Genomic DNA, 22,157 nt, shown 5'->3' with positions numbered 1-22,157 from the left:
AGCGTGGCAAATGCGTATAAGCAAGCAGGAGTCAATATTGAAGCAGGCTATGAAGCGGTAGAGAGAATGAAAAAGCATGTTCAAAAAACAGCCCGGGCTGGCGTCCTTGGCAGCTTGGGTGGATTTGGGGGCATGTTCGATTTATCTGCACTCCAATTAAAAGAACCTGTTTTGGTGTCAGGCACCGATGGGGTAGGCACGAAACTGATGATTGCTTTTTGGATGGACCAGCATGATACGATCGGGATCGATGCGGTTGCCATGTGTGTCAATGATATTGTCGTTCAAGGGGCGGAGCCCTTGTTCTTTCTAGATTATATCGCCTGCGGTAAAGCACAGCCTGAAAAAATCGAGGCAATTGTCAAAGGGATTGCAGACGGATGTGAGCAGGCCGGCTGTGCACTCGTTGGCGGTGAAACAGCGGAAATGCCTGGTTTGTATAGTGAAAATGAATATGATTTAGCCGGATTTACGGTGGGAGCGTGTGAAAAATCGGAGCTCATTACAGGTGAAACGATTCAAGAGGGGGATGTCCTGATTGGCTTAGCGTCAAGCGGCATTCACAGCAATGGCTATTCACTAGTTAGAAAAGTGTTTAATGACTGGTCGTTACTAGATTTCGTCGATGAACTCGGCTGTACATTAGGAGAAGAATTACTCAAGCCTACAAAAATTTATGTAAAACCGATTTTGTCTGCGTTGAAAAAGTTCCAACTAAAAGGTATGGCTCATATCACGGGCGGTGGGTTTATTGAAAACATTCCTCGTATGTTACCTGATGGCCTTGGAGCTGAACTGTATGAAAAAAGCTGGGAGATTCCTCCTGTGTTCAAACTAATCTCTTCTCATGGACAAATTGATTACCAAGAGATGTATAATATTTTTAACATGGGTATTGGTATGGTTATCGCTGTGGACCGTGAACAGGCACCTGATGTATTAGAACATTTTAAACAATCAGGGGAAACTGCCTATGAAATTGGCGTGGTTACTGGTAATAAAGGAATTCAGATAAAGGCTCAAGGTGGCCGTCAATGAAAAAGATCGCGGTATTTGCATCAGGGAGCGGCAGTAATCTCCAAGCGATTATAGATGTGGTCCAAGTGGGAGAACTTGATGCAGACATTTCACTTTTAGTTTGCGATAAACCGGGTGCTTTTGCGATTGAAAGAGCAAAAGCCGCGGGGATCCCAAGTTTTGTTTTTACTGCAAAGGATTATCCTAGTAAGGAACATTTTGAAGAAGAGATTATAGCCCAATTAAAGGCCTATGGTGTTGAATTCATTGTCCTAGCCGGATACATGCGTTTGATTGGTTCCAAATTGTTAGCTGAGTATAAAGGCAGAATCGTCAATATCCACCCATCATTGCTTCCAGCATTTCCAGGCAAGGATGCCATCGGGCAAGCATTGGCTGCTCAAGTGAAGTGGAGCGGGATTACCATCCATTATGTTGATGAAGGAATGGATACAGGTCCGATTATTATTCAGGAGCGGGTTCGACTGGACGAGAATGAGACAAGAGAGAGCCTGCAGCACAAAATCCAGAAAAGCGAACACAAGCTTTATCCATCCGTACTTCAAATGCTATTGACACAAGGAGATGTAGTAAATGACACAAAAGCGTGCGTTAATTAGTGTTTCTGACAAAAATGGAATTACTGAGTTTGCGAAGGAACTCGTCAGCTTGGGATATGAACTGATTTCCACAGGAGGCACGAAAAAAGCCCTTCAAGAGCAGGGAATTCCTGTTCTTAGTGTTAGTGATGTAACCGGATTTCCAGAAATTCTAGAAGGCCGTGTGAAAACTTTAAATCCTTTCATCCATGGCGGCTTGCTCGCCAAACAAGATGACGCGAACCATCAACAACAGCTAGACGAGCATGGAATTCAAGCGATTCAACTCGTTTGTGTCAATCTTTATCCCTTCCAGCAAACCATTGCTAAACCAGATGTAACGGTAGCAGATGCAATTGAAAACATTGATATCGGCGGGCCAACTATGCTGCGCGCTTCTGCCAAAAACCATCAATATGTAACGGTGGTCGTCGATCCAGCTGATTACCAGACAGTTATTGCTGAATTAAAGGCGGACGGCACAACAACGTTTGAAACAAGAAGAAAGCTTGCAGCAAAAGTGTTCCGTCATACGGCGGCATATGATGCCTTAATTGCTGAATACATGACCAATCTGGCTGAAGAAGAAAACCCAGAGCAATTAACGGTTACTTATGAATTGAAACAAACACTTCGATACGGTGAAAATCCACATCAACAGGCAGCCTTTTATAAAAAGCCTCTTGGCTCAACGTTCTCGATTGCAAATGCCATGCAACTTCATGGCAAAGAGTTATCCTATAATAATATCAACGATGCTGACGCTGCCCTGCAAATTGTAAAAGAATTTGTGGAACCAGCAGCAGTAGCGGTCAAGCATATGAATCCATGCGGTGTTGGAACAGGAAAAACAGCGTATGAGGCGTTCACAAAAGCCTTTGCAGCTGACCCTGTCTCGATTTTTGGCGGAATCATTGCCTTTAACCGGGAAGTGGATGCCGAAACAGCGGTTAAACTTCATGAGATCTTTTTAGAGATTATTATTGCACCGTCCTTTTCAGAAGAAGCGTTAGCGGTCTTAACAGGGAAAAAGAATCTTCGCCTGTTAACGATTCCGTTTAACGAAGCAAAAAAACCAGAGCGAAAAATGACAACGATTGAAGGCGGATTGCTTGTTCAGGATCAGGACCGTTTTACGTTAGAAGACGCTAAGGTAACGATTGCGACGAAAAGACAACCGACAGATGCTGAATGGGAAGCATTGAAGCTTGGCTGGAAGGTTGTTAAACATGTGAAATCCAACGCCATTGTCGTTACAGCTAATGATATGACGATCGGAATCGGTGCAGGGCAGATGAACCGAGTGGGAGCAGCGGAAATAGCCCTTAAACAAGCAGGTTCAAAAGCAGAGGGAGCAGCCCTTGCATCTGACGCCTTTTTCCCAATGGACGATACTGTTGAAGCAGCTGCGAAAGCGGGTATTACAGCGATTATTCAACCGGGTGGATCGATTCGTGATGAAGATTCAATTAAAAAAGCAGATGAATATGGAATTGCAATGGTGTTTACGGGTGTAAGACATTTCAAACATTAATCGGTTGGAGGGCATTCGAATGAACGTACTGATTATCGGCCGTGGCGGCAGAGAACATGCGATTTGCCGAAAAGTAAGTGAAAGCGTAAATGTAGATAAAGTATTTGTCGCACCGGGGAATGTCGGGATGACGGATGTAGCAGAGCTCATCGCGATTGCGGAGTCAGAACATGAACAACTTCTTCAATTTGCTAAGGAGAACAATGTCGGCTTAACCATTATCGGACCTGAGGTTCCTTTGCTTGAAGGGTTGGCTGATAAATTTGAAGCTGCTGGTTTGGCTGTTTTCGGTCCTCGTGCTGCAGCGGCTGAGATTGAAGGCAGCAAGTCATTTGCTAAAGAACTAATGAAGAAATATCAAATTCCTACCGCTGACTATGCTGTGTTTACGAACTATGAGGATGCCCGAAACTATATAGAAGAAAAAGGTGCACCAATTGTCATTAAAGCAGACGGATTAGCAGCGGGCAAAGGTGTCACTGTTGCCCTCACGAAAGAAGAGGCGCTTGCAAGCATAGAAGAAATGCTCATTGGTGCCAAATTTGGTGCCGCCTCTTCTCGGGTGGTTATTGAAGAGTTCTTAGCAGGTGAAGAATTTTCTTTGATGGCGTTTGTAAACGGTGAGGTCGTCGTTCCGCTTGAAATTGCCCAGGACCACAAACGGGCCTATGATGGTGACCTTGGTCCCAATACAGGCGGAATGGGAGCGTACTCTCCTGTTCCTCAGATCGGTGAGAAGACAGTTCAAACTGCGATTGAAACCGTGCTTATTCCTGCAGCAAAAGCTATGGTTGAAGAAGGAAGAAGTTTTTGCGGTGTCCTTTATGCAGGCTTAATTAAAACAACTGAAGGGCCAAAGGTAATCGAATTTAACGCCCGCTTTGGTGACCCTGAGACACAAGTAATCCTGCCTCGATTGAATTCAGATTTAGTTTCAGTCATCATCGAGTTATTAGATGGGGGAACACCGGCTTTAGAATGGGATGACCAAACGATGATCGGCGCTGTAGTGGCTGCAAAAGGGTACCCTGAAGCCTATGAAAAAGGTGCAGTCCTAACTGGCTTGGCTGATTTTAATTCTCAAGAGGTGTTTACTTTTCATGCTGGAACCGCCAAAAATGAGGAAGGTGAGTTTGTGACTGCAGGAGGCAGGGTGCTTCTGGTCGGTGCTAAGGCTGAAGACTTAGTGGAAGCACGCAAAAAAGTGTATCATGAACTCGAAAAGTTAACATCTAATGGTGTATTTTATCGAAAAGATATCGGGGCAAAAGCAATCCACCCCGTAACAAACTAACAGGTACGCCTTTTAACAGTGCGACGGATAAATGCATAAAGCAGTGCCACAATGCTGCCGATACAAACAACATATCGGTAAGATACTCCCAAAATATATAAAATCAACTCCTAAAAAGGGCTGACCACAAGGGTCAGCTCTTTTTTTAGCTAAATAAAAGTTAAAATTGATTCAATCTAAAAAAATTTGGACTTTTTATACGAAATATTGGATCTTTCCACTAAAATTTGAACTATTTTTACGAAATATCGAATTTATTTACCAAAATTTCAATTATTATTACAATAATTGTAAAACATTTACAATTACACTTTAAGTTGGATTATAAGGTAACATTTCTTCGTGATTTTTATTAGTGAGGCCTTCCATCCCATTCATTGAATCCATTGCCTGATCATGCTCAGAAATCATGCACTGACATTTTTCAAATAATGCAGTGAGCGGACAAAAGCGGACAATTCCTTCAGCCACCTTCATTGCACCACACATAGCAACAAATAAATAGGAATCCCTCCAAGGTTGTTTGACGAGTTTGGAGGTGGTCCAGGAAAGAATCGTTAATCCAAGGGTGATTCGAATTAATGCATTAATAATACTAATATTAGGTTTCACATTCATTATGTTCACTCCTTCACAAATTGTTTACAATTATTATCAATTCTTTAATGCGTTAAACAGTAAAATATGATAGTATAGTAACTAAAGAATTTTTTGTAAGGGCTTTCTTTGTTGTTAAATCAACTTATTATTGTTCAGCTGCAGTGCCAAGGGGCTCGGGTAAGCCGATCACTTCGGAAGGCAAAAATTACGCCTTCTGTCAGGACTTATCTTAATGCATGTTGCCCCTGAGCAAGGCGCTTTCGCATTTCGTTATATAGATAGTTTTTTGAAAGGGGAGGAAGACGTATGCTAGAACAACGTTATCGCTGGAAAAATAAACACTTACGCATGCATGTTTCCATCTTGGATGGAAAAGCGTCTCCAACCATTTTATTGAAAAACGCCTTGTACTTAAATCAGACGTTTCAAAAGTGGTTGAGAGCGAATATTTGGATATATGATGATCGGATTGTTTACGTGGGCGAAAACCTGCCAGTTCAACTTGATAATTGTGAAATCATTGATTGTACCAATGAGATACTTGTTCCAGGCTATATCGAACCACATGCTCATCCGTTTCAATTATATAATCCCCTAACGCTTGCGGCATATGCATCCCAGTTTGGGACGACAACGTTAATCAATGATAATATGGCGCTTATTTTACATTTGAAAAAAAAGGAAGCGTTTTCATTATTGAAGGATCTACGTTCGATCCCATCCACGATGTTTTGGTGGAGCCGTTTTGATTCACAAACCGAGATTCTGAATGAAGAAGAAATTTTTTCACATAGTAATGTTAAATCATGGCTTGAGCACGATGCGGTTCTGCAGGGCGGAGAGTTAACAGGATGGCCGAAACTCTTAGATGGCGATGATATGATGCTTCATTGGATTCAAGAAGCTAAACGGATGCGCAAGCAGATAGAAGGCCACTTCCCGGGAGCTTCAGAAAAAACATTGGCCAAAATGATACTGCTTGGTGCTGATTCTGACCATGAAGCAATGACGGGTGAAGATGTATATAATCGCTTAATGCAAGGATATATGGTCTCTTTACGGTATTCCTCAATTCGACCAGATTTACCAAATATCCTCGATGATATGAAGCGATTAGGCATTGATGCTTATGATCGATTAATGTTTAATACAGACGGTTCATCTTCGACCTTTTATGAACAAGGATTCACAGATGAGATGATCCGCATTGCGATGGAGAAAGGTGTTCCAGCCATCGATGCCTATAATATGGCCACTGTAAATATTGCACGATATTACAAAATTGAGCATCTCCATGGGAATATTGCGACTGGCCGAGTCGCTAATATCAACTTTTTATCCAGTATTGAAAATCCAACACCTATGTCCGTACTTGCGAAAGGAAAATGGGTGAAAAGGGATGGAAACCCTGTTGTCGATGCTTATTCTCCGATTAATTGGGATGAGTATGGGCTAAAGTCATTGGATGTGGATTGGGAATTAACGTTAGATGATTTGCAGTTTTCGATGCCATTTGGGATCAAGATGGAAAACGCCGTCATTACGAAACCATATTCGATTTCCATCGATGCTTCCGGAGATGAATTATCTTCGAATCATGATGAGTGCTATTTTACCCTGATGGACAAAAATGGGAACTGGAGAATTAATACACTATTAAAAGGATTTGCCACGAAATTATCAGCATTGGTAAGTTCCTACTCCAATACAGGAGATATTATTTTAATAGGGAAAAACAAAGAAGATATGCTTCAGGCTTTTAATAGAATGAAAGAATTAGGCGGCGGCATTGTAATGGTAGAAGATCATCAAGTAGTTTGCGAGCTTCCCTTAAAATTAAGTGGAATCATGTCAAACCTTCCGATAGAGGATTTAATCGGCCAAGAAAAACAGTTGCTTAGTGAGTTAAGAGAGCGGGGTTACACATTTGCTGATCCAATCTACAGTCTTGCCTTCTTTTCTGCGACACATTTGCCTTATATTCGGATAACGCCACAGGGAATGTACGATGTTATGAATAAAACAGTACTCTTTCCGTCAATAATGCGTTAAACTGTATGTGAGTAAAGGATTAAAGCGTGAAAGAGTTAGAAAGTAAATAGGGGTGATCATGAAAATGAAAAAATGGGCTGTTTTCATGTTAGTTTTCCTGTTACTGCTTTCTGGATGTAGTAATAAGGAAAAGGTAACGGAACCTGTTAAAGAGGAAAAACCGGTGACACCAGCAGCGCCTAAACCACCAGCAGAGAAACCAGTGGACCCTTATTTTTACCCATTAACAGGGGTGGGGTCAAAAGCAAGTACAGATACTAGAGCTGTTGCAGTAATGATTAATAATCACCCAAAAGCAAGACCGCAATCAGGCCTCAATAAAGCGGATCTCATCTATGAAATACTTGCTGAAGGGGATATTACACGCTTTCTAGCCGTTTTTCAAAGTGAAAAACCGGAAAAAATTGGTCCGGTAAGGAGTGCACGTGATTATTATATTTTCTTGGCAAAGGGACTTAACGCCCTTTACATTGCCCACGGCTATAGCCCGGAAGCAAAGAAACTCCTTAATAGTAACTATATCGATAATTTAAATGGAATGGTCTATGATGGTACGCTATTTAAACGTTCTAAGACCCGGAAAGCACCCCATAACTCCTATATTACGTATGAAAATATTTTAAAAGGTGCAAAGCAGAAGAAATATTCAATGGCAAAAGGTCCTGCACCATTTAAGTTTATGACAGAGGAAGAGAGTAAGAATATTCCAGGCGCCCCTTCGAAATCTGTTAAGATTACCTATTCAAAGGGCGGAATTTCCAACTCTAGATTTGATTTTGATACAGCAACAGGCAAATATAAGCGTTTTTCAGGCGATGAGCAAACCGTTGACTTAGATACCAAAGCGCCTGTGTTAGTTGATAATATTTTTATTATCGAGGCTAAGCATCAGTTTATCGATTCCTATGGGCGCCGCGAAATTGATTTTGAGTCTGGCGGCAAGGCGTATCTCCTTCAAAAGGGTAAGGTCAACCAAGTGGAATGGAAGAATAAGAACGGCGAAATTGTTCCAGTCAAAAACGGCGAAGAAGTTCCACTCGTACAAGGTAAAACATGGATTAATGTGGTTCCAACCAATCCAGGCCTCCAGAAGAGCGTCTCGCTTGATCTGAACTAAATAGACATTTTAACAACTAAAGGGGTTAAAGAATATGCAAATTAATAAATTACGGGGAAAAGAACTTGATCAGTTATTTCAATCAGTTCTTTCATTAAAAGATCTTGAAGAATGTTATCGATTCTTTGATGATTTATGTACGATTAATGAAATCCAATCACTAGCACAACGTCTTGATGTAGCAAGAATGCTTCGCGAGGGAAATACGTATCACAAAATTGAAACGGAAACCGGAGCAAGCACAGCTACCATTTCACGGGTGAAACGTTGTTTGAATTATGGAAACGATACGTATGAAATGGTATTAGAGCGAATCAAGAATGACAAGACTTTAACAGAACAGGAATAAACAAGCCGAAGAGCAGCTCTTCGGTTTTTTTTTTTCTGATTGTTATGTTAATGCTTATTGTTGATTTTGGCATCCTGTTGAATGGAACGGAAGGCGCGAGATCCTCGAAAATGCTATCGCATTTCCTTCGTGCTGTGTTGATTCGACGGAGCTTAATCAATGTCCTGCGAGAGACCCCGCCTGGAGCAAAGCTCGAGGAGGCTCGCTGGCAGCCCTCGGAAAGCCCAGCTTCTTTTGTTCCAATCAACAGGCAAGTTTAACAAAGCATTTCTGTTAAAATTTAGATTTAGTGTTTTCTTTTTTATCGAATCGGCTAGTGCTATAATGGTGTAATGGAATTAATGATGTGGGAGGATCTTTTTGATGTATGATTTTCGCGAGTGGCGGCATGTGTTCAAACTCGACCCAAATAAAGAACTATCGGATGAACATTTAGAAAAAATCTGTGAGTCCGGCACGGATGCAATAATGGTGGGGGGCACAGATGGGATTACACTAGAAAACGTCCTCGATTTAATGGCGAGAATTCGTAGATTCTCGGTACCGTGTGTCCTTGAAGTTTCAACCATTGAGACCGTTACACCAGGGTTCGATCTTTACTTTATTCCCACCATTTTAAACAGCAGCGATACCAAATGGATTACCGGACTTCACCACCATGCAGTTAGAGAATTTGGTGAAATCATGGATTGGGAAGAAATTGTCATGGAGGGCTACTGCATCTTGAACGAGGACTGCAAAGCTGCAAAACTGACAAATGCAAATACAACCTTAACAAGTGAAGAGGTAACTGCCTACGCGGTTATGGCGGAAAAAATGTTTCACCTGCCCATATTTTATATTGAATACAGCGGTAAATATGGGGATGTTAACTTAATTGCGGACGTGAAAAAGGCACTTGATAAAACGGTCCTTTTTTATGGCGGTGGAATTTCAACAATCGAACAGGCTCAAGAAATGGCCAAGCACGCAGATGTCATTGTGGTCGGAAACGTTATTTACGAAAATTTTGATCTAGCATTAGAAACTATAAAGATCAATCGATAGATCATTGCTTATAAAGAAGAAAAACGATAAGATAAAAATAAGAACAAATGTTTGTGATGGTGGTGGATAATATGCAATATTTAAGTGATAAGCTATTAAACGGACTGAATCCAGAGCAGCAAAGTGCTGTTAAAACAACCGATGGACCACTGTTACTAATGGCCGGAGCCGGAAGTGGTAAAACAAGGGTGCTTACACATCGAATTGGCTATTTAATCGTAGAGAAACGGGTTAATCCTTATAATATTTTGGCGATTACATTTACAAATAAAGCCGCTCGCGAGATGAGAGAACGGATTGGGAAAATGATGGGCGGAGTAGCTGAAGAAATTTGGATTTCCACTTTTCACTCGATGTGTGTAAGAATTTTACGCAGAGATATCGACCGGATCGGTTTTAACCGAAATTTTACGATTCTTGATTCAACCGATCAGCAATCTGTAGTGAAAACCATTCTAAAAGAAAAAAATATTGATCCGAAAAAATTTGATCCCCGTGCCATCTTAGGGGCAATCAGTTCCGCTAAAAATGAGTTGATTGATCCTGAAGAGTATAAGAAAACAGGCGGGGGCTATTTTGAAGATGTCGTCGGCAATGTGTACGAGGAATACCAGAAGCGTTTACGTAAAAATCAGGCATTGGACTTTGATGACCTGATTATGATGACGATCCAATTATTTAAACGGGTTCCGGATGTTCTCGAATATTATCAGCGCAAATTTCAATATATTCATGTGGATGAGTATCAGGATACGAACAAAGCCCAATATCTATTAGTTAAGCAGTTGGCAAGTCGTTTTAAAAATTTATGCGTGGTAGGGGATTCGGACCAATCCATTTATCGATGGCGCGGAGCGGATATCGCCAATATCCTTTCGTTCGAAAAAGACTATCCAAATGCAACAGTTATTTTACTAGAGCAAAACTACCGCTCTACAAAAAGGATTCTTTTAGCAGCAAACAAGGTGATCGAAAACAATATGAACCGAAAAGCGAAGAATCTTTGGACAGAAAACCCAGAGGGAAACAAGCTGGTTTATTACCGTGCTGACAGCGAGCAAAGCGAAGCGCAATTCGTTGCTGGAAAAATTAAAGAGATTACTCGTAATAATCAATATAAATTAACGGACATTGCTATTCTTTATCGCACGAACGCTCAGTCCCGTGTGATGGAGGAAGTGCTCCTTAAATCGAACATCGAATACTCCATCGTCGGCGGGACAAAGTTCTATGACAGGAAAGAAATCAAGGACATGCTTGCTTATTTACGCTTAATCTCAAATCCTGATGATGATATTAGTTTGCGCCGGATCATTAATGTGCCAAAACGCGGGATTGGTTCAAGTTCCGTTGATAAAATTGCCAATTTTGCAGACATGCATGATTTATCTCTTTTCCAAGCGCTTGAGTCCGTAGAACTGTTAGGATTAAGTCCGAAAATCACGAAAGCCGCGCGAGAATTTCGCGATTTAATTGGTAATTATACCAATATGCAAGAGTATCTATCTGTGACAGAACTCGTTGAAGAAGTGCTAGATAAAACGGGGTACCGTGAAATGCTTAAAGCGGAAAAATCGCTTGAAGCCCAAAGCCGCCTCGAGAACCTTGAAGAATTATTATCGGTGACAAAAAGCTTTGAGGATTCGAGCGAAGATAAGAGTCTAGTAGCCTTTTTAACTGATTTAGCCCTTGTAGCTGACATTGATGCACTTGATGAAGAGACCCAGGAGAAGGTTGATTCGATTACCCTGATGACGTTGCATTCGGCGAAAGGCTTGGAATTCCCGGTTGTTTTCTTAATTGGAATGGAGGAAGGCGTCTTCCCGCATAGCCGTTCATTGATGGAAGAAGTAGAAATGGAAGAAGAGCGCCGTCTTGCCTATGTGGGCATTACAAGAGCGGAGCAAACGCTGTTCTTGACCAATGCACAAATGCGGACATTGTTTGGAAGAACGAATATGAACCCTCCGTCCCGCTTTATAAGTGAGATCCCGGCTGACCTGATTGAAGGTGTTGAACCGGCAGAGAAAAAAATGAACTCACCATTTGGATCAACGACTGGTAAATCATTTGGCTCTGCTCGAGCCTCCACATTCGGAACACCGAAAACGTCCTTTAGTACACCGGCTTCAGCGAGAAAACCAGTTATGCGCCCAGTTTCAGCAGCTGCTGCTGGAGATGAAATCGGCTGGAAGGTCGGCGATAAAGCTCAGCATGGGAAATGGGGAACCGGAACCGTTGTGAGCGTCAAAGGCCAAGGAGAAGGAACCGAACTCGATATCGCGTTTCCAAGCCCGGTTGGAATTAAACGCCTGTTAGCCAAATTTGCTCCGATCACGAAAGCTTAGAATTAGCAAAATTTCATGAGCCGCTTGGGAGCGGTTCATGAAAATCCTTTTAGAAAGGACTGGATATATGGACCTTCAAAGTGCTGAAAAGAGAATTATCGAAATCAAGAGCCTGTTAAATCACTATGGCTATGAGTATTATGTGTTAGATAAACCATCTGTACCGGATGCTGAATATGACAAGCTTATGCAAGAGTTATTGGAGCTTGAGGAAAAGTTCCCGCAATTAAAAACAGCAGATTCTCCTTCAGTCAGGGTGGGCGGTGCCGTACTTGATGTGTTTGAAAAGGTGGAGCACCGGACGCCGATGCTTAGTCTTGGCAATGCCTTTAATGAACAAGACTTAAGAGATTTTGACCGCCGCATCCGTCAAGGTGTCGGTGATGATTTTTCATATGTTTGCGAGTTAAAAATAGACGGCCTTGCTGTCTCTTTGCGGTACGAAGATGGACTTTTTGTCCAAGGAGCGACACGTGGGGATGGAACGATTGGTGAAGATATAACGGCTAATCTAAAAACCATTAAATCAGTCCCACTCCGTCTGCGTGAAAATGTGACGATGGAGGTCCGCGGGGAAGCCTATATGCCAAAACGTTCGTTTGAGGCCTTGAATCAGGCACGAGAAGAACGCGGCGAGGAATTGTTTGCTAACCCAAGAAACGCTGCGGCAGGGTCGCTGCGGCAATTAGACCCGAAAATTGCCTCATCAAGAAAACTCGATGTCTTTTTATATGGAATCGGGAATCTAAGTGAAAACAGCGGTATCGATTCTCATAGTGAAGGTCTTGATTTTTTGGATCGCCTCGGTTTTAAAACGAATCAGGAGCGGAGAAGCTGTGCAACCATTGATGAAGTGATTGAATATGTCCATAGCTGGGTTGATAAGCGCCCGAATCTTCCGTATGAAATTGATGGGATCGTCATTAAGATCGATTCCTATACCCATCAGGCAGCACTCGGAACAACAGCAAAAAGTCCACGCTGGGCGATTGCCTATAAGTTCCCGGCGGAAGAAGTGGTCACAACCCTTATGGATATCGAGTTAAGCGTAGGCCGAACCGGTGTCATAACCCCAACGGCGATTCTTGAGCCGGTCAAAGTGGCAGGGACAACAGTCCAACGTGCCTCTTTACACAATGAAGATTTAATCAGAGAAAAGGATATTAAGCTGGGTGATAAAGTCGTTGTCAAAAAAGCAGGTGATATTATCCCTGAGGTGGTCAATGTCTTAGCTGAGCAGCGGACAGGAGAAGAAGTGGAATTCCACATGCCAACGCATTGTCCTGAGTGTGAAAGCGAACTGGTTCGTTTGGAAGGCGAAGTGGCCTTACGCTGTATCAACCCAAAATGCCCAGCACAACTTCGTGAAGGCCTGATTCATTTTGTTTCAAGAGTCGCGATGAATATCGAAGGCCTAGGGGAAAAAGTAATTAGCCAGCTTTTTGCTGAAAAATTAATTGAGGATGTCGCTGACATTTATAAACTGACTCGTGAACAGCTTTTAGCCTTAGAAAGAATGGGTGAGAAATCAGCAACTAATCTGATCAAAGCGATTGAGATTTCAAAAGACAATTCTCTAGAAAAGCTTTTATTTGGATTAGGGATTCGCCATGTGGGGGCTAAAGCAGCAAAGACGTTAGCGCAGCAATTTGGGTCCATGGACAAACTCTCACGCGCAACCAAGGATGATTTACTTGCCATTAATGAAATCGGTGATAAAATGGCGGATTCAATTGTTGCCTATTTTGAAAAAGAAGAAGCCGTGGAGTTAATCAACGAATTAGCCGCAGCAGGCGTCAATATGGAATATAAGGGCATTAGACCTGTTGCTGCTGAAGAGTCCGACTCCATTTTTGCAGGAAAGACCGTGGTTCTCACTGGAAAACTCGAACGATTATCCAGAAATGAAGCCAAAGATAAAATTGAAGCGCTGGGCGGAAATGTCGCTGGCAGTGTCAGCAAAAAAACACATCTGGTCATTGCAGGCGAGGATGCAGGTTCAAAATTAACCAAAGCCCAAGATCTAGGAATCGAAGTCTGGGACGAGGAGAAGCTCCTAGCTGAATTAAATAAATAAGAGGTGTATCGACGTGAGAAGACTCTCATTGTTCGCTCTCTCCCTTGTCTTTTTGCTAAGTGCCTGTGCACCTAATTTTCAGAAGCAAAATGAAGTGGTGCAAACGAAGGAGAAAGTAAAAGGGAAGGCAATTATTCCAAAGTATAATATTTCAGATAGTTATTATCGGACAATTTTGCCATTTGAACCAGGGGAAGCACGCGGATTGGTTGTTAATAATATTAATACAAGATATGACTTAAACGAGTTTGAAATGGGCTTAATGCGAATTGCCCAAAATACGTTTGATACGGAAAAGTATTTGTTCCGTGAAGGACAGGAAATCAAGGAAAAGACGATTAGACTTTGGTTAAACCGTAAATTTACAAAATCGCAATTAAAGGATGAAGGACTAAAAGAGGCTGAAAACATCGGACTAAACCCTGTTGATACGGGGAAAAAAGGGGAACCGAGTTCGCCGATTTATCTGGCGCATATTTTAGAGCATGACTACTTAATCAAAAATGATAAAGGCAATGTAACGCTCGGTGGTGTGACGATTGGTCTTGCCTTAAATTCTGTTTATTACTACAAAAAAACGGCAGGTGGAGATACCTTTGAGAAAGATGTCCCTCATTCAGAAGTGGTCAGGGAAGGGAAGAAAATTGCCACAGAAGTAGTAAAGCGTATGAGGAACATGAAAAACTTAAAGAATGTTCCGATTACGATTGCTTTGTTTGAACAGGCGAGTAAATCATCTGTTGTTCCTGGTAATTTCATTAGCTATTCCACTGCAGACCAAGGCAGTGCTACTTTAAATAGTTGGGAAAAGGTCGATGAAAAGTACTTTCTATTCCCATCCACCGAAGCAAAGGATGCTCACCGTGATGATTTGACTGCATTTTTAAACTTTAAGCAGGATGTAGAAGAGTACTTTCCTAACTATAATGGTGTAATCGGCAGAGCCTTCTACATTGGAGATCAACTGCAGGATTTGAATATTAATATCCCAATCCAATTTTACGGAAAAACGGAAGGAATTGGTTTTACCCAGTATGTAACTGGGCTTGTAATGGAACATTTTCCTAAGTATTTATCCGTTTCGGTCAGTGTGACGTCTGTAGACGGACCTGAAGCCTTGATCGTCCGCAAAGCGAATGAAGAAGAACCATTTGTCCATATTTATCAATAAGATCCAGTTTATACTGGGTCTTTTTTCAATTCTCCAAATCATTGCGACACGGAATTAAAACATGTTAGAATGTACAGTGGAGTGAAAACGTTTTTAATACATAGGAGGTTTAAGATATGGTACAACCTTACAAACACGAACCATTTACAGATTTTACGATTGAGGAAAACCGTCAGGCCTATCTAAAGGCGTTAAAAACAGTCGAAGGTTATTTAGGTCAGGATTACGACCTAGTTATTGGTGGAGAAAGAATTAAAACTGAGGATAAAATCGTTTCCTATAATCCTTCCAATACGAAAGAAGTCATTGGTAGCGTTTCAAAAGCGAGCCAAGATCTAGCTGAAAAAGCAATGCAGGCAGCAGTTGAAGCCTTTAAAACTTGGAAAAAAACTAAAGCAGAAGTTCGCGCGGATGTGCTTTTTAAAGCAGCAACGATTATTCGCCGCCGCAAACATGAGTTTTCTGCCCTTCTAACAAAAGAAGCAGGTAAGCCATGGAAAGAAGCGGATGCAGATACAGCAGAAGCGATTGACTTCCTTGAATATTATGGACGCCAAATGCTGGCCCTTAAAGATGGTGTTCCAGTAAATAGCCGTCCGAACGAATTTAATCGTTACAATTATATTCCACTAGGCGTTGGGATTATTATTTCACCTTGGAACTTCCCATTAGCGATTATGGCTGGTACGACAGTTGCAGCGATTGTAGCTGGGAATACCGTTCTATTAAAACCAGCTTCCACTACACCAGTTGTTGCTGCGAAGTTTGTGGAAGTCATGGAAGAAGCAGGTCTTCCTAAGGGTGTTCTAAACTTTGTACCAGGTAGTGGTGCTGAAGTTGGCGACTATTTAGTTGACCACAAAGATACTCGCTTTATCAGCTTTACGGGATCACGTGATGTTGGACTTCGCATTTTCGACCGTTCTTCCAAAGTAAACCCAGGACAAGTATGGATGAAGCGTTTAATCGCCGAAATGGGCGGAAAAGATACGATTGTGGTTGACAGTGAAGCAGATCTGGAGCTTGCGGCACAATCCATCGTTGCAGGTGCATTTGGCTTCTCAGGTCAAAAATGTTCTGCATGTTCACGCGCAGTCATCGTAGAAGATGTTTACGATCAAGTACTGAATCGCGTTGTAGAATTAACCAATGAGCTAACGATCGGCGATCCTACAGAACAAGCAACATTCATGGGTCCAGTAAACGACAATAATGCGTTCAAAAAGATCATGGAATATATTGAAATTGGTAAGAGCGAAGGTAAGTTAATGGCTGGCGGCGAAGGAGATAATTCGAAAGGTTACTTCATCAAACCAACCGTTATTGCGGACCTTGCTCCAGATGCACGCATCATGCAGGAAGAAATCTTTGGTCCAGTTGTTGGTTTTACCAAAGCAAAGGATTTCACCGATGCAATTGAAATTGCAAACAACACCGAGTATGGTTTAACTGGTGCTGTTATCACGACTAACCGTGAGCACCTTGAACAAGCACGTGAAGACTTCCATGTTGGTAACCTGTACTTCAACCGTTCATGTACAGGGGCTATCGTTGGCTATCAGCCATTCGGCGGCTTCAATATGTCCGGTACTGACTCGAAAGCAGGCGGTCCTGACTACTTACTGCTTCATATGCAGGCTAAAACAACCTCTGAAATGTATTAATGATAAAAGCCAAAACCCCTTCTTAAGCCAAGAAGGGGTTTGTTTTTATTCTGGTACGTTAATCACAAACGGGACGGTAAATACTTTGCCATTGTGCTGAAATTGGCCCCATACCTTGTAGAGCCCTTTTTCAGGAAAAATGGTCATAAAGGTTACCTTTGGACCACTCCCATCAGTTGTCATCGGATGGATGTGCAAATACTTTTCAGCATCACCACTAATCGCGACCGCGTGTCCCATGGCTCCTAAAAAGGGCTGCAGATTTTTAATGGGTTGATTGCTTGTTGCATCACTAATTGTAAAGTTCAGATGAACCGTCATTCCGGCCATCATATGGTCAAAAGTGAGCGTCACTTTTTTTCCATCCTCTACTTTCGTAAGCTTCTGGTCTGGGATGAGCGGATTTGGAGCTGCCGTTTTTCCTTCAATCCGGACCCAATGACTTTCAACACTAGGGTCTCCTCCACCCTTGGGCGTGAATTCAGAGATAAGCTTATACTCTCCGCCTGTGGGGAAGTTCGTGGTAAAGTTAAATTCGCCATTTCCCTTATAATTTGGATGGATGTGAGAAAAATAAGCTAAATCCTTACTTACAATAAATAAATGCATTTTTTTCTCATGAACCGTATCGAATGATTGAATCGGTTTATTAGATTTATCCTTAATGAGGAGTGAAATCGGAATTTCCTCATTTGCCTTCGGATAATCCTGGATCTTCCATTCAGACTTTGTAGGAATGACACCAGTTGGAGTGGCACTCATATTATGGTCCATACTTGACTTTGGGACTCTAATTGGATTACAAGCAGATAAAAGCAACGTGTAAAATAGGATGCTAACTAGTATGGATTTTTTCAGTGGAATATCCCCCAATCATAGACACTCTTACTTTTTGGCTGTGTTAATGGTTATTGTTGATATTTTAGCAATGTTGATTGAAAGCGGAAATCAATATGCAAGTATAGCACAGCCTACTTTTTAAAAATACATTACCTAATTCAACCAATGCAAGAATTTTATGTAATTAAAAAGTCCCATATATTAAAAATAATGATAATATAGAGAAAAGGCAGTTAGGAAGTAAAAGTGTGGAGGATTGTAAAATTGATTCCATTATACCTATTACACGTCACAACAGTGGAACATAGTGAAAGTTTACTTTGGACATTTTTAATTTGTAATATTTTTGTTGTCTCCGCAGGTATTGTATTTATCTATAAATTATTTCGACAGAAACCTGTTCGGGTTGCGGGAATTACGTTTGCGATTGCTTTAGCCATAAATTATATCCTTATCGCCATCTTTGGAGATATTTTCGATTTGCTTGGATAAGCAAAAGAGGGGAGATGATATCGTTGAAATATTACCGTTTGTGGGTACTTGCCTTTCTGTTGAAATTCATTGGGTCGGCATGGGATGCTTCTTATCATTTTAAATATTTGTTTGAGGAATATTCGATTCCCCATATTGTCAATACCATTGGATTTATCTTAGGGGCCTTTTTGTTATTTCAAGAGTGGCGGCGTCCGCAATATATGGACCGGTTTTCTAGAAATTTAATTACGATCGGATACATTTTATTCCTTATTGGAATTCCCTTAGATTTTACGTACCATATTGCATTTGGAATTGATTTAACCACCTGGAGCCCCACCCATTTTATTTATTATATCGGGACAGATATAATGATTTTTGGAGTATGGCGCGGGTACTTTTTGCATACGAAAGAAATTCAACCGTCATGGAAGTCACTTCATACTTGGTTTGCCATGTATCTCCTTGAATGCTTGATGTTCCCGAACATGCAGCAGGAGAACGGAGCGATTTCTTATGATCAATACATTCACGGAAACTCGATTGCCTCAAAGGAAATCCTGGAATTAATCTCTGATCCTGCTTCACAGATTTTTGGAGGCATTCCTGAATGGGTCTATCCGATTTATTCCGTCCTAATGGTTGCTCTCCTCACGATTTTAATCATTCGCTATTGTCGCGATTATACAATCCCTGTGATGGCGGCGTCTCTTTATATCCTGTTACGATTTGTTGGAAAAGCCATTTTTGCCACGGTTGGGTATCCAACCTCCTATGTTCCAATAACATTATTATTGATCCCGTTGGCCTATTTATTGATTAGAAAAGACAGTCGGATTGCAGGATTTGTCGGCAGTGCTGTTTACTTTCTTGTTTTGTATCTGATTCACACCTCAGGTTTACTGATAACACCGCCTTTGGAACTATGGGAGCTTGTACCGGTTGCAGTCATTGGTGTACTGGTTCCGGTTATAATTGGATTGATTAAACCATTTCCATTACAAAAAACAGAAAAAAAGGTAGTTTAGGCGAAAATAGCATACATTGGTATGCTATTTTTTTGTTTGGACCGATACTATGACAAAAATGTGAAATCATTCACATATTGTGTTGGAAAGTGACGTACTTCACAATTTTTATGAACTCTAGCATTTACAATTTAACTATAAAGAAAACCTTAATAATTATGATTTAATATATAAGGAGCGATCCAAAAATGAAAAAACTAGTGATTATTGGGAACGGGATGGCAGGCATTAGAACGATTGAAGAAATTCTAAAAGCATCAACTGAACCCTTTGAGATAACTATTTTTGGCCAAGAGCCGTATCCAAACTACAATCGGATTAAACTATCAAATATCCTTCAAGGGGATACAAACTTTGAAGATATCATCATTACCCCCCTAGATTGGTATACAGAAAACAATATTCAATTATTTATGGGTGAAGCAGTAGTTAAGATTGATGTGGAGAACAAACGTGTTGTTAGTGATCTTGGCAGGGAAGTCAAATATGATGATTTGATTATCGCTACTGGCTCGAAATCTTTCATTCTTCCGATCCCCGGGGCAGATAAAAAAGGTGTGACAGGGTTTCGAGACATCCATGATTGTGAAATGATGATCAAATCAGCAGAACACTATAAAAAGGCTGTTGTCATCGGCGGCGGGCTCCTCGGACTGGAAGCTGCAAGAGGCCTGCTGAACTTAGGGATGACAGTCGATGTCGTCCATCTCATGCCGCATCTAATGGAGCGCCAGCTCGATTCGGTTGCTTCCTCTTTACTAAAAGCGGAACTAGAAGCACAAGGTATGAACTTCTTAATGGAAAAAGAAACGGTTGAAATTCTTGGCGACGAACGTGTGACGGGTATCTGCTTTAAAGATGGCTCACAAGTGGATGCTGACTTGGTTGTTATGGCGATTGGGATTAAGTCAAATACGGAAGTGGCTAAAACCAGCGGTATCTATGTGAATCGAGGCATTGTCGTTAATGACTTCATGGAAACAAGTGTCCCGCATGTATATGCAGTTGGAGAATGTGCGGAGCACCGGGAGATTGTCTATGGTTTGGTTGCCCCTTTATATGAACAAGGAAAAATCCTTGCCAGCCGCATTTGCGGAATCGATACGAATCCATATGAAGGTTCTGTTACAGGTACCCAGTTAAAGGTTGCTGGCGTTTCTCTCTTCTCTGCAGGAGAAATCTTTAAAGATGGTACTACCAAATCTATTATGATCTACAATGAGTACGAAGGTCTCTATAAACGAGTGTTAACTAGAAACAACCTTATCGTAGGGATTGTCCTTTATGGTGACACAAAAGATAGTACTAGATTATATCGGATGCTGACTAAAAAAGAAGACATCAGCGGAGTGTCAATCTTCCATACAGAATGCAGTGCAGAAGGCGGCACTGACGATGTCGCTTCGATGCCGAATGATGAATTAGTGTGCGGCTGTAATGGGGGTACAAAAGGCGCCATTGTTGAAGCCATTAAAACACAAGGGTTAACAACATTAGATCAAGTGAGCCATTGTACGAACGCCGGCCGTTCCTGCGGACGTTGTAAACCGATGGTAAGCAATATTCTCGTTCACACACTTGGGGACCAATTTGATGAAGCAGCAGCACAAAAAACTAGCCTTTGTGGGTGCACAATCCTAAGCCGTGATGAAGTAGTGGCCGAAATTAAAGAAAAGGGCTTAACAAGTGTGAAAGAAGTCATGAATGTACTTGAGTGGAACAATGAGGAAGGTTGTACCAAATGCCGTCCGGCCATCAACTACTACCTCGGGATGATTCACATGGATGAATACAAAGATGACCGTGACTCTCGTCTCGTAAATGAAAAAATGCATGCAAATATTCAAAAAGATGGGACTTACTCAGTTGTCCCAAGAATGTACGGTGGGGTAACAACTGCCGCTGATTTGAAAAAGATCGCCGAGGTTGCCGAAAAGTATGAGGTTCCGCTTGTGAAATTAACAGGCGGACAGCGAATTGGCTTGTTCGGGGTGAAAAAAGAAGACCTGCCAGCTATGTGGGAAGAGCTAGATATGCCATCTGGTTATGCATATGGAAAAACACTTCGTACGGTGAAAACTTGCGTCGGCGCACAATTCTGCCGCTATGGTACACAAGATTCAATGGCACTCGGGATTGAACTAGAAAAGAAATTTGAACGCCTCGATACACCGCATAAAGTAAAAATGGGTGTGTCTGCCTGCCCGAGAAACTGCTCTGAAGCAGGCATCAAAGACATTGGATTTGTCGGCATTGATGGCGGTTGGGAGATTTATGTGGCTGGTAATGGCGGGGTCGACCTCCGAGCCGGAGACCTTTTATGTATTGTGAAAACACAGGACGAAGTGATGGAAATGACAGGTGCCTACCTGCAATACTACCGTGAAACAGCTCATTATTTGGAGCGTACTTCTAAATGGGTAGAACGTGTAGGCCTGGACCATGTGAGAGAAGTTCTTGCCAACGAGGAAACAAGGAAAGCCTTGAACGAGCGCATGGATAAAACATTGAAAAAGTATATCGAGCCTTGGAATGAAGCGATTCAAAGTGATGAAATTCAAGATAAATATTATACAAAACACACCATCAAGGTTGGGGAGTGATTCAATATGCTTCAAACTATAACACGAATTCCAGTTGCAAACTATTCCAAAATAAAAGTTAGGTCTGGCTATTCGCTTAAAATCGATGCCACGGATATTGCGTTATTTAAATTAACAAACGGAGAGGTTTACGCGATTGAAGATCGTAGTCCGCATCCAAAAGGCGGGGTTCTTTCTGAAGGGCTTGTAAGTGGAGAATATGTATATTGCCCCGTTTATGATTGGAAAATATCATTAAAAGATGGTAAAGTACAGGCACCGGATGAAGGTCAAGTGCGGACATTTAAGGTAGAATTAGTGGATGATATCGTGTTTATTATCAGATAAGTAGGAAATGGGAAGG

General features: G+C 41.6%; 18 protein-coding genes. 16 read left to right on the top strand and 2 right to left on the bottom strand.

Annotated elements, in window-relative coordinates; genetic code table 11:
* Nucleotides 1–3 precede the first annotated feature (3 nt).
* The 4 genes from purM to purD are packed head-to-tail and all read left to right on the top strand — an operon-like array spanning nucleotide 4 to nucleotide 4,444.
* Nucleotides 4–1,038: a phosphoribosylformylglycinamidine cyclo-ligase gene (purM, locus tag KW850_RS13400; RefSeq protein ID WP_218348067.1), complete on the top strand. Its 1,035-nt coding sequence runs from the start codon at nucleotides 4–6 to the stop codon at nucleotides 1,036–1,038.
* Complete coding sequence (purN, locus tag KW850_RS13395; protein WP_218348066.1) at nucleotides 1,035–1,637, top strand: phosphoribosylglycinamide formyltransferase; 603 nt, start codon at nucleotides 1,035–1,037, stop codon at nucleotides 1,635–1,637. The genes purM and purN overlap by 4 nt, the downstream gene beginning before the upstream one ends.
* Complete coding sequence (gene purH, locus KW850_RS13390) at nucleotides 1,612–3,150, top strand: bifunctional phosphoribosylaminoimidazolecarboxamide formyltransferase/IMP cyclohydrolase (RefSeq protein ID WP_218348065.1); 1,539 nt, start codon at nucleotides 1,612–1,614, stop codon at nucleotides 3,148–3,150. The genes purN and purH overlap by 26 nt, the downstream gene beginning before the upstream one ends.
* A gap of 19 nt (nucleotides 3,151–3,169) precedes the next feature.
* Nucleotides 3,170–4,444 (top strand): phosphoribosylamine--glycine ligase, encoded by a 1,275-nt coding sequence (gene purD, locus KW850_RS13385; protein ID WP_218348064.1) that lies wholly within the window; start codon nucleotides 3,170–3,172, stop codon nucleotides 4,442–4,444.
* Nucleotides 4,445–4,756: 312 nt separating this feature from the next.
* On the opposite strand, the gene KW850_RS13380 is transcribed toward purD, so the two are convergent.
* Nucleotides 4,757–5,062: a YgaP family membrane protein gene (locus KW850_RS13380; protein WP_218348063.1), complete on the bottom strand. Its 306-nt coding sequence runs from the start codon at nucleotides 5,060–5,062 to the stop codon at nucleotides 4,757–4,759.
* A 288-nt stretch (nucleotides 5,063–5,350) separates the two neighbouring features.
* Here KW850_RS13380 and KW850_RS13375 point away from each other — a divergent pair, with 288 nt between their 5' ends.
* The 8 genes from KW850_RS13375 (at nucleotide 5,351) to pruA (ending at nucleotide 16,869) form a co-directional block, all read left to right on the top strand.
* On the top strand, nucleotides 5,351–7,096 hold the full coding sequence (locus tag KW850_RS13375; protein ID WP_218348062.1) for an adenine deaminase C-terminal domain-containing protein: 1,746 nt from the start codon (nucleotides 5,351–5,353) through the stop codon (nucleotides 7,094–7,096).
* A gap of 64 nt (nucleotides 7,097–7,160) precedes the next feature.
* Nucleotides 7,161–8,213: a DUF3048 domain-containing protein gene (locus tag KW850_RS13370; RefSeq protein ID WP_218348094.1), complete on the top strand. Its 1,053-nt coding sequence runs from the start codon at nucleotides 7,161–7,163 to the stop codon at nucleotides 8,211–8,213.
* Nucleotides 8,214–8,247: 34 nt separating this feature from the next.
* On the top strand, nucleotides 8,248–8,562 hold the full coding sequence (locus KW850_RS13365) for a YerC/YecD family TrpR-related protein (RefSeq protein WP_218348061.1): 315 nt from the start codon (nucleotides 8,248–8,250) through the stop codon (nucleotides 8,560–8,562).
* A gap of 363 nt (nucleotides 8,563–8,925) precedes the next feature.
* Nucleotides 8,926–9,609, top strand: a complete 684-nt coding sequence (pcrB, locus tag KW850_RS13360) for a heptaprenylglyceryl phosphate synthase (protein ID WP_218348060.1) — start codon at nucleotides 8,926–8,928, stop codon at nucleotides 9,607–9,609.
* Nucleotides 9,610–9,680: 71 nt separating this feature from the next.
* Nucleotides 9,681–11,957, top strand: a complete 2,277-nt coding sequence (gene pcrA, locus KW850_RS13355; RefSeq protein WP_218348059.1) for a DNA helicase PcrA — start codon at nucleotides 9,681–9,683, stop codon at nucleotides 11,955–11,957.
* A 67-nt stretch (nucleotides 11,958–12,024) separates the two neighbouring features.
* Nucleotides 12,025–14,034, top strand: coding sequence for an NAD-dependent DNA ligase LigA (gene ligA / locus KW850_RS13350; RefSeq protein ID WP_218348093.1), 2,010 nt, complete (start codon nucleotides 12,025–12,027; stop codon nucleotides 14,032–14,034).
* A gap of 13 nt (nucleotides 14,035–14,047) precedes the next feature.
* On the top strand, nucleotides 14,048–15,205 hold the full coding sequence (locus KW850_RS13345; protein WP_218348058.1) for a CamS family sex pheromone protein: 1,158 nt from the start codon (nucleotides 14,048–14,050) through the stop codon (nucleotides 15,203–15,205).
* A 116-nt stretch (nucleotides 15,206–15,321) separates the two neighbouring features.
* Nucleotides 15,322–16,869 (top strand): L-glutamate gamma-semialdehyde dehydrogenase, encoded by a 1,548-nt coding sequence (gene pruA, locus KW850_RS13340; RefSeq protein ID WP_218348057.1) that lies wholly within the window; start codon nucleotides 15,322–15,324, stop codon nucleotides 16,867–16,869.
* Between the two features lie 45 nt (nucleotides 16,870–16,914).
* Here the strand turns inward: pruA and KW850_RS13335 are convergent, their stop codons facing one another.
* A complete protein-coding gene (locus tag KW850_RS13335) occupies nucleotides 16,915–17,742 on the bottom strand; it encodes a hypothetical protein (RefSeq protein ID WP_256358236.1) in 828 nt (275 codons plus the stop codon).
* Between the two features lie 231 nt (nucleotides 17,743–17,973).
* On the opposite strand from KW850_RS13335, the gene KW850_RS13330 reads away from it, so the two are divergent.
* The 4 genes from KW850_RS13330 to nirD all read left to right on the top strand — a co-directional run bounded on the left by KW850_RS13330 (nucleotide 17,974) and on the right by nirD (nucleotide 22,141).
* A complete protein-coding gene (locus tag KW850_RS13330) occupies nucleotides 17,974–18,201 on the top strand; it encodes a hypothetical protein (RefSeq protein ID WP_218348056.1) in 228 nt (75 codons plus the stop codon).
* 23 nt (nucleotides 18,202–18,224) lie between these two features.
* Nucleotides 18,225–19,211, top strand: coding sequence for a hypothetical protein (locus KW850_RS13325; RefSeq protein WP_218348055.1), 987 nt, complete (start codon nucleotides 18,225–18,227; stop codon nucleotides 19,209–19,211).
* A gap of 188 nt (nucleotides 19,212–19,399) precedes the next feature.
* Nucleotides 19,400–21,814: a nitrite reductase large subunit NirB gene (gene nirB / locus KW850_RS13320; RefSeq protein ID WP_218348054.1), complete on the top strand. Its 2,415-nt coding sequence runs from the start codon at nucleotides 19,400–19,402 to the stop codon at nucleotides 21,812–21,814.
* A 6-nt stretch (nucleotides 21,815–21,820) separates the two neighbouring features.
* Complete coding sequence (gene nirD / locus KW850_RS13315) at nucleotides 21,821–22,141, top strand: nitrite reductase small subunit NirD (protein ID WP_218348053.1); 321 nt, start codon at nucleotides 21,821–21,823, stop codon at nucleotides 22,139–22,141.
* Nucleotides 22,142–22,157 lie beyond the last annotated feature (16 nt).

The organism is Bacillus sp. sid0103 (assembly GCF_019219025.1).
Note: the sequence above shows the minus strand (reverse complement) of the source record. Positions and strands in the feature narration are given on the sequence as shown.

Coding starts and splice junctions, on each gene's coding strand:
- pruA (WP_218348057.1), top strand. CDS start 15,322: ATGGTACAACCTTACAAACACGAACCATTTACAGATTTTACGATTGAG.
- KW850_RS13365 (WP_218348061.1), top strand. CDS start 8,248: ATGCAAATTAATAAATTACGGGGAAAAGAACTTGATCAGTTATTTCAA.
- nirB (WP_218348054.1), top strand. CDS start 19,400: ATGAAAAAACTAGTGATTATTGGGAACGGGATGGCAGGCATTAGAACG.
- pcrB (WP_218348060.1), top strand. CDS start 8,926: ATGTATGATTTTCGCGAGTGGCGGCATGTGTTCAAACTCGACCCAAAT.
- KW850_RS13375 (WP_218348062.1), top strand. CDS start 5,351: ATGCTAGAACAACGTTATCGCTGGAAAAATAAACACTTACGCATGCAT.
- pcrA (WP_218348059.1), top strand. CDS start 9,681: ATGCAATATTTAAGTGATAAGCTATTAAACGGACTGAATCCAGAGCAG.
- purN (WP_218348066.1), top strand. CDS start 1,035: ATGAAAAAGATCGCGGTATTTGCATCAGGGAGCGGCAGTAATCTCCAA.
- nirD (WP_218348053.1), top strand. CDS start 21,821: ATGCTTCAAACTATAACACGAATTCCAGTTGCAAACTATTCCAAAATA.
- purD (WP_218348064.1), top strand. CDS start 3,170: ATGAACGTACTGATTATCGGCCGTGGCGGCAGAGAACATGCGATTTGC.
- purH (WP_218348065.1), top strand. CDS start 1,612: ATGACACAAAAGCGTGCGTTAATTAGTGTTTCTGACAAAAATGGAATT.
- KW850_RS13380 (WP_218348063.1), bottom strand. CDS start 5,062: ATGAATGTGAAACCTAATATTAGTATTATTAATGCATTAATTCGAATC.
- ligA (WP_218348093.1), top strand. CDS start 12,025: ATGGACCTTCAAAGTGCTGAAAAGAGAATTATCGAAATCAAGAGCCTG.
- KW850_RS13370 (WP_218348094.1), top strand. CDS start 7,161: ATGAAAAAATGGGCTGTTTTCATGTTAGTTTTCCTGTTACTGCTTTCT.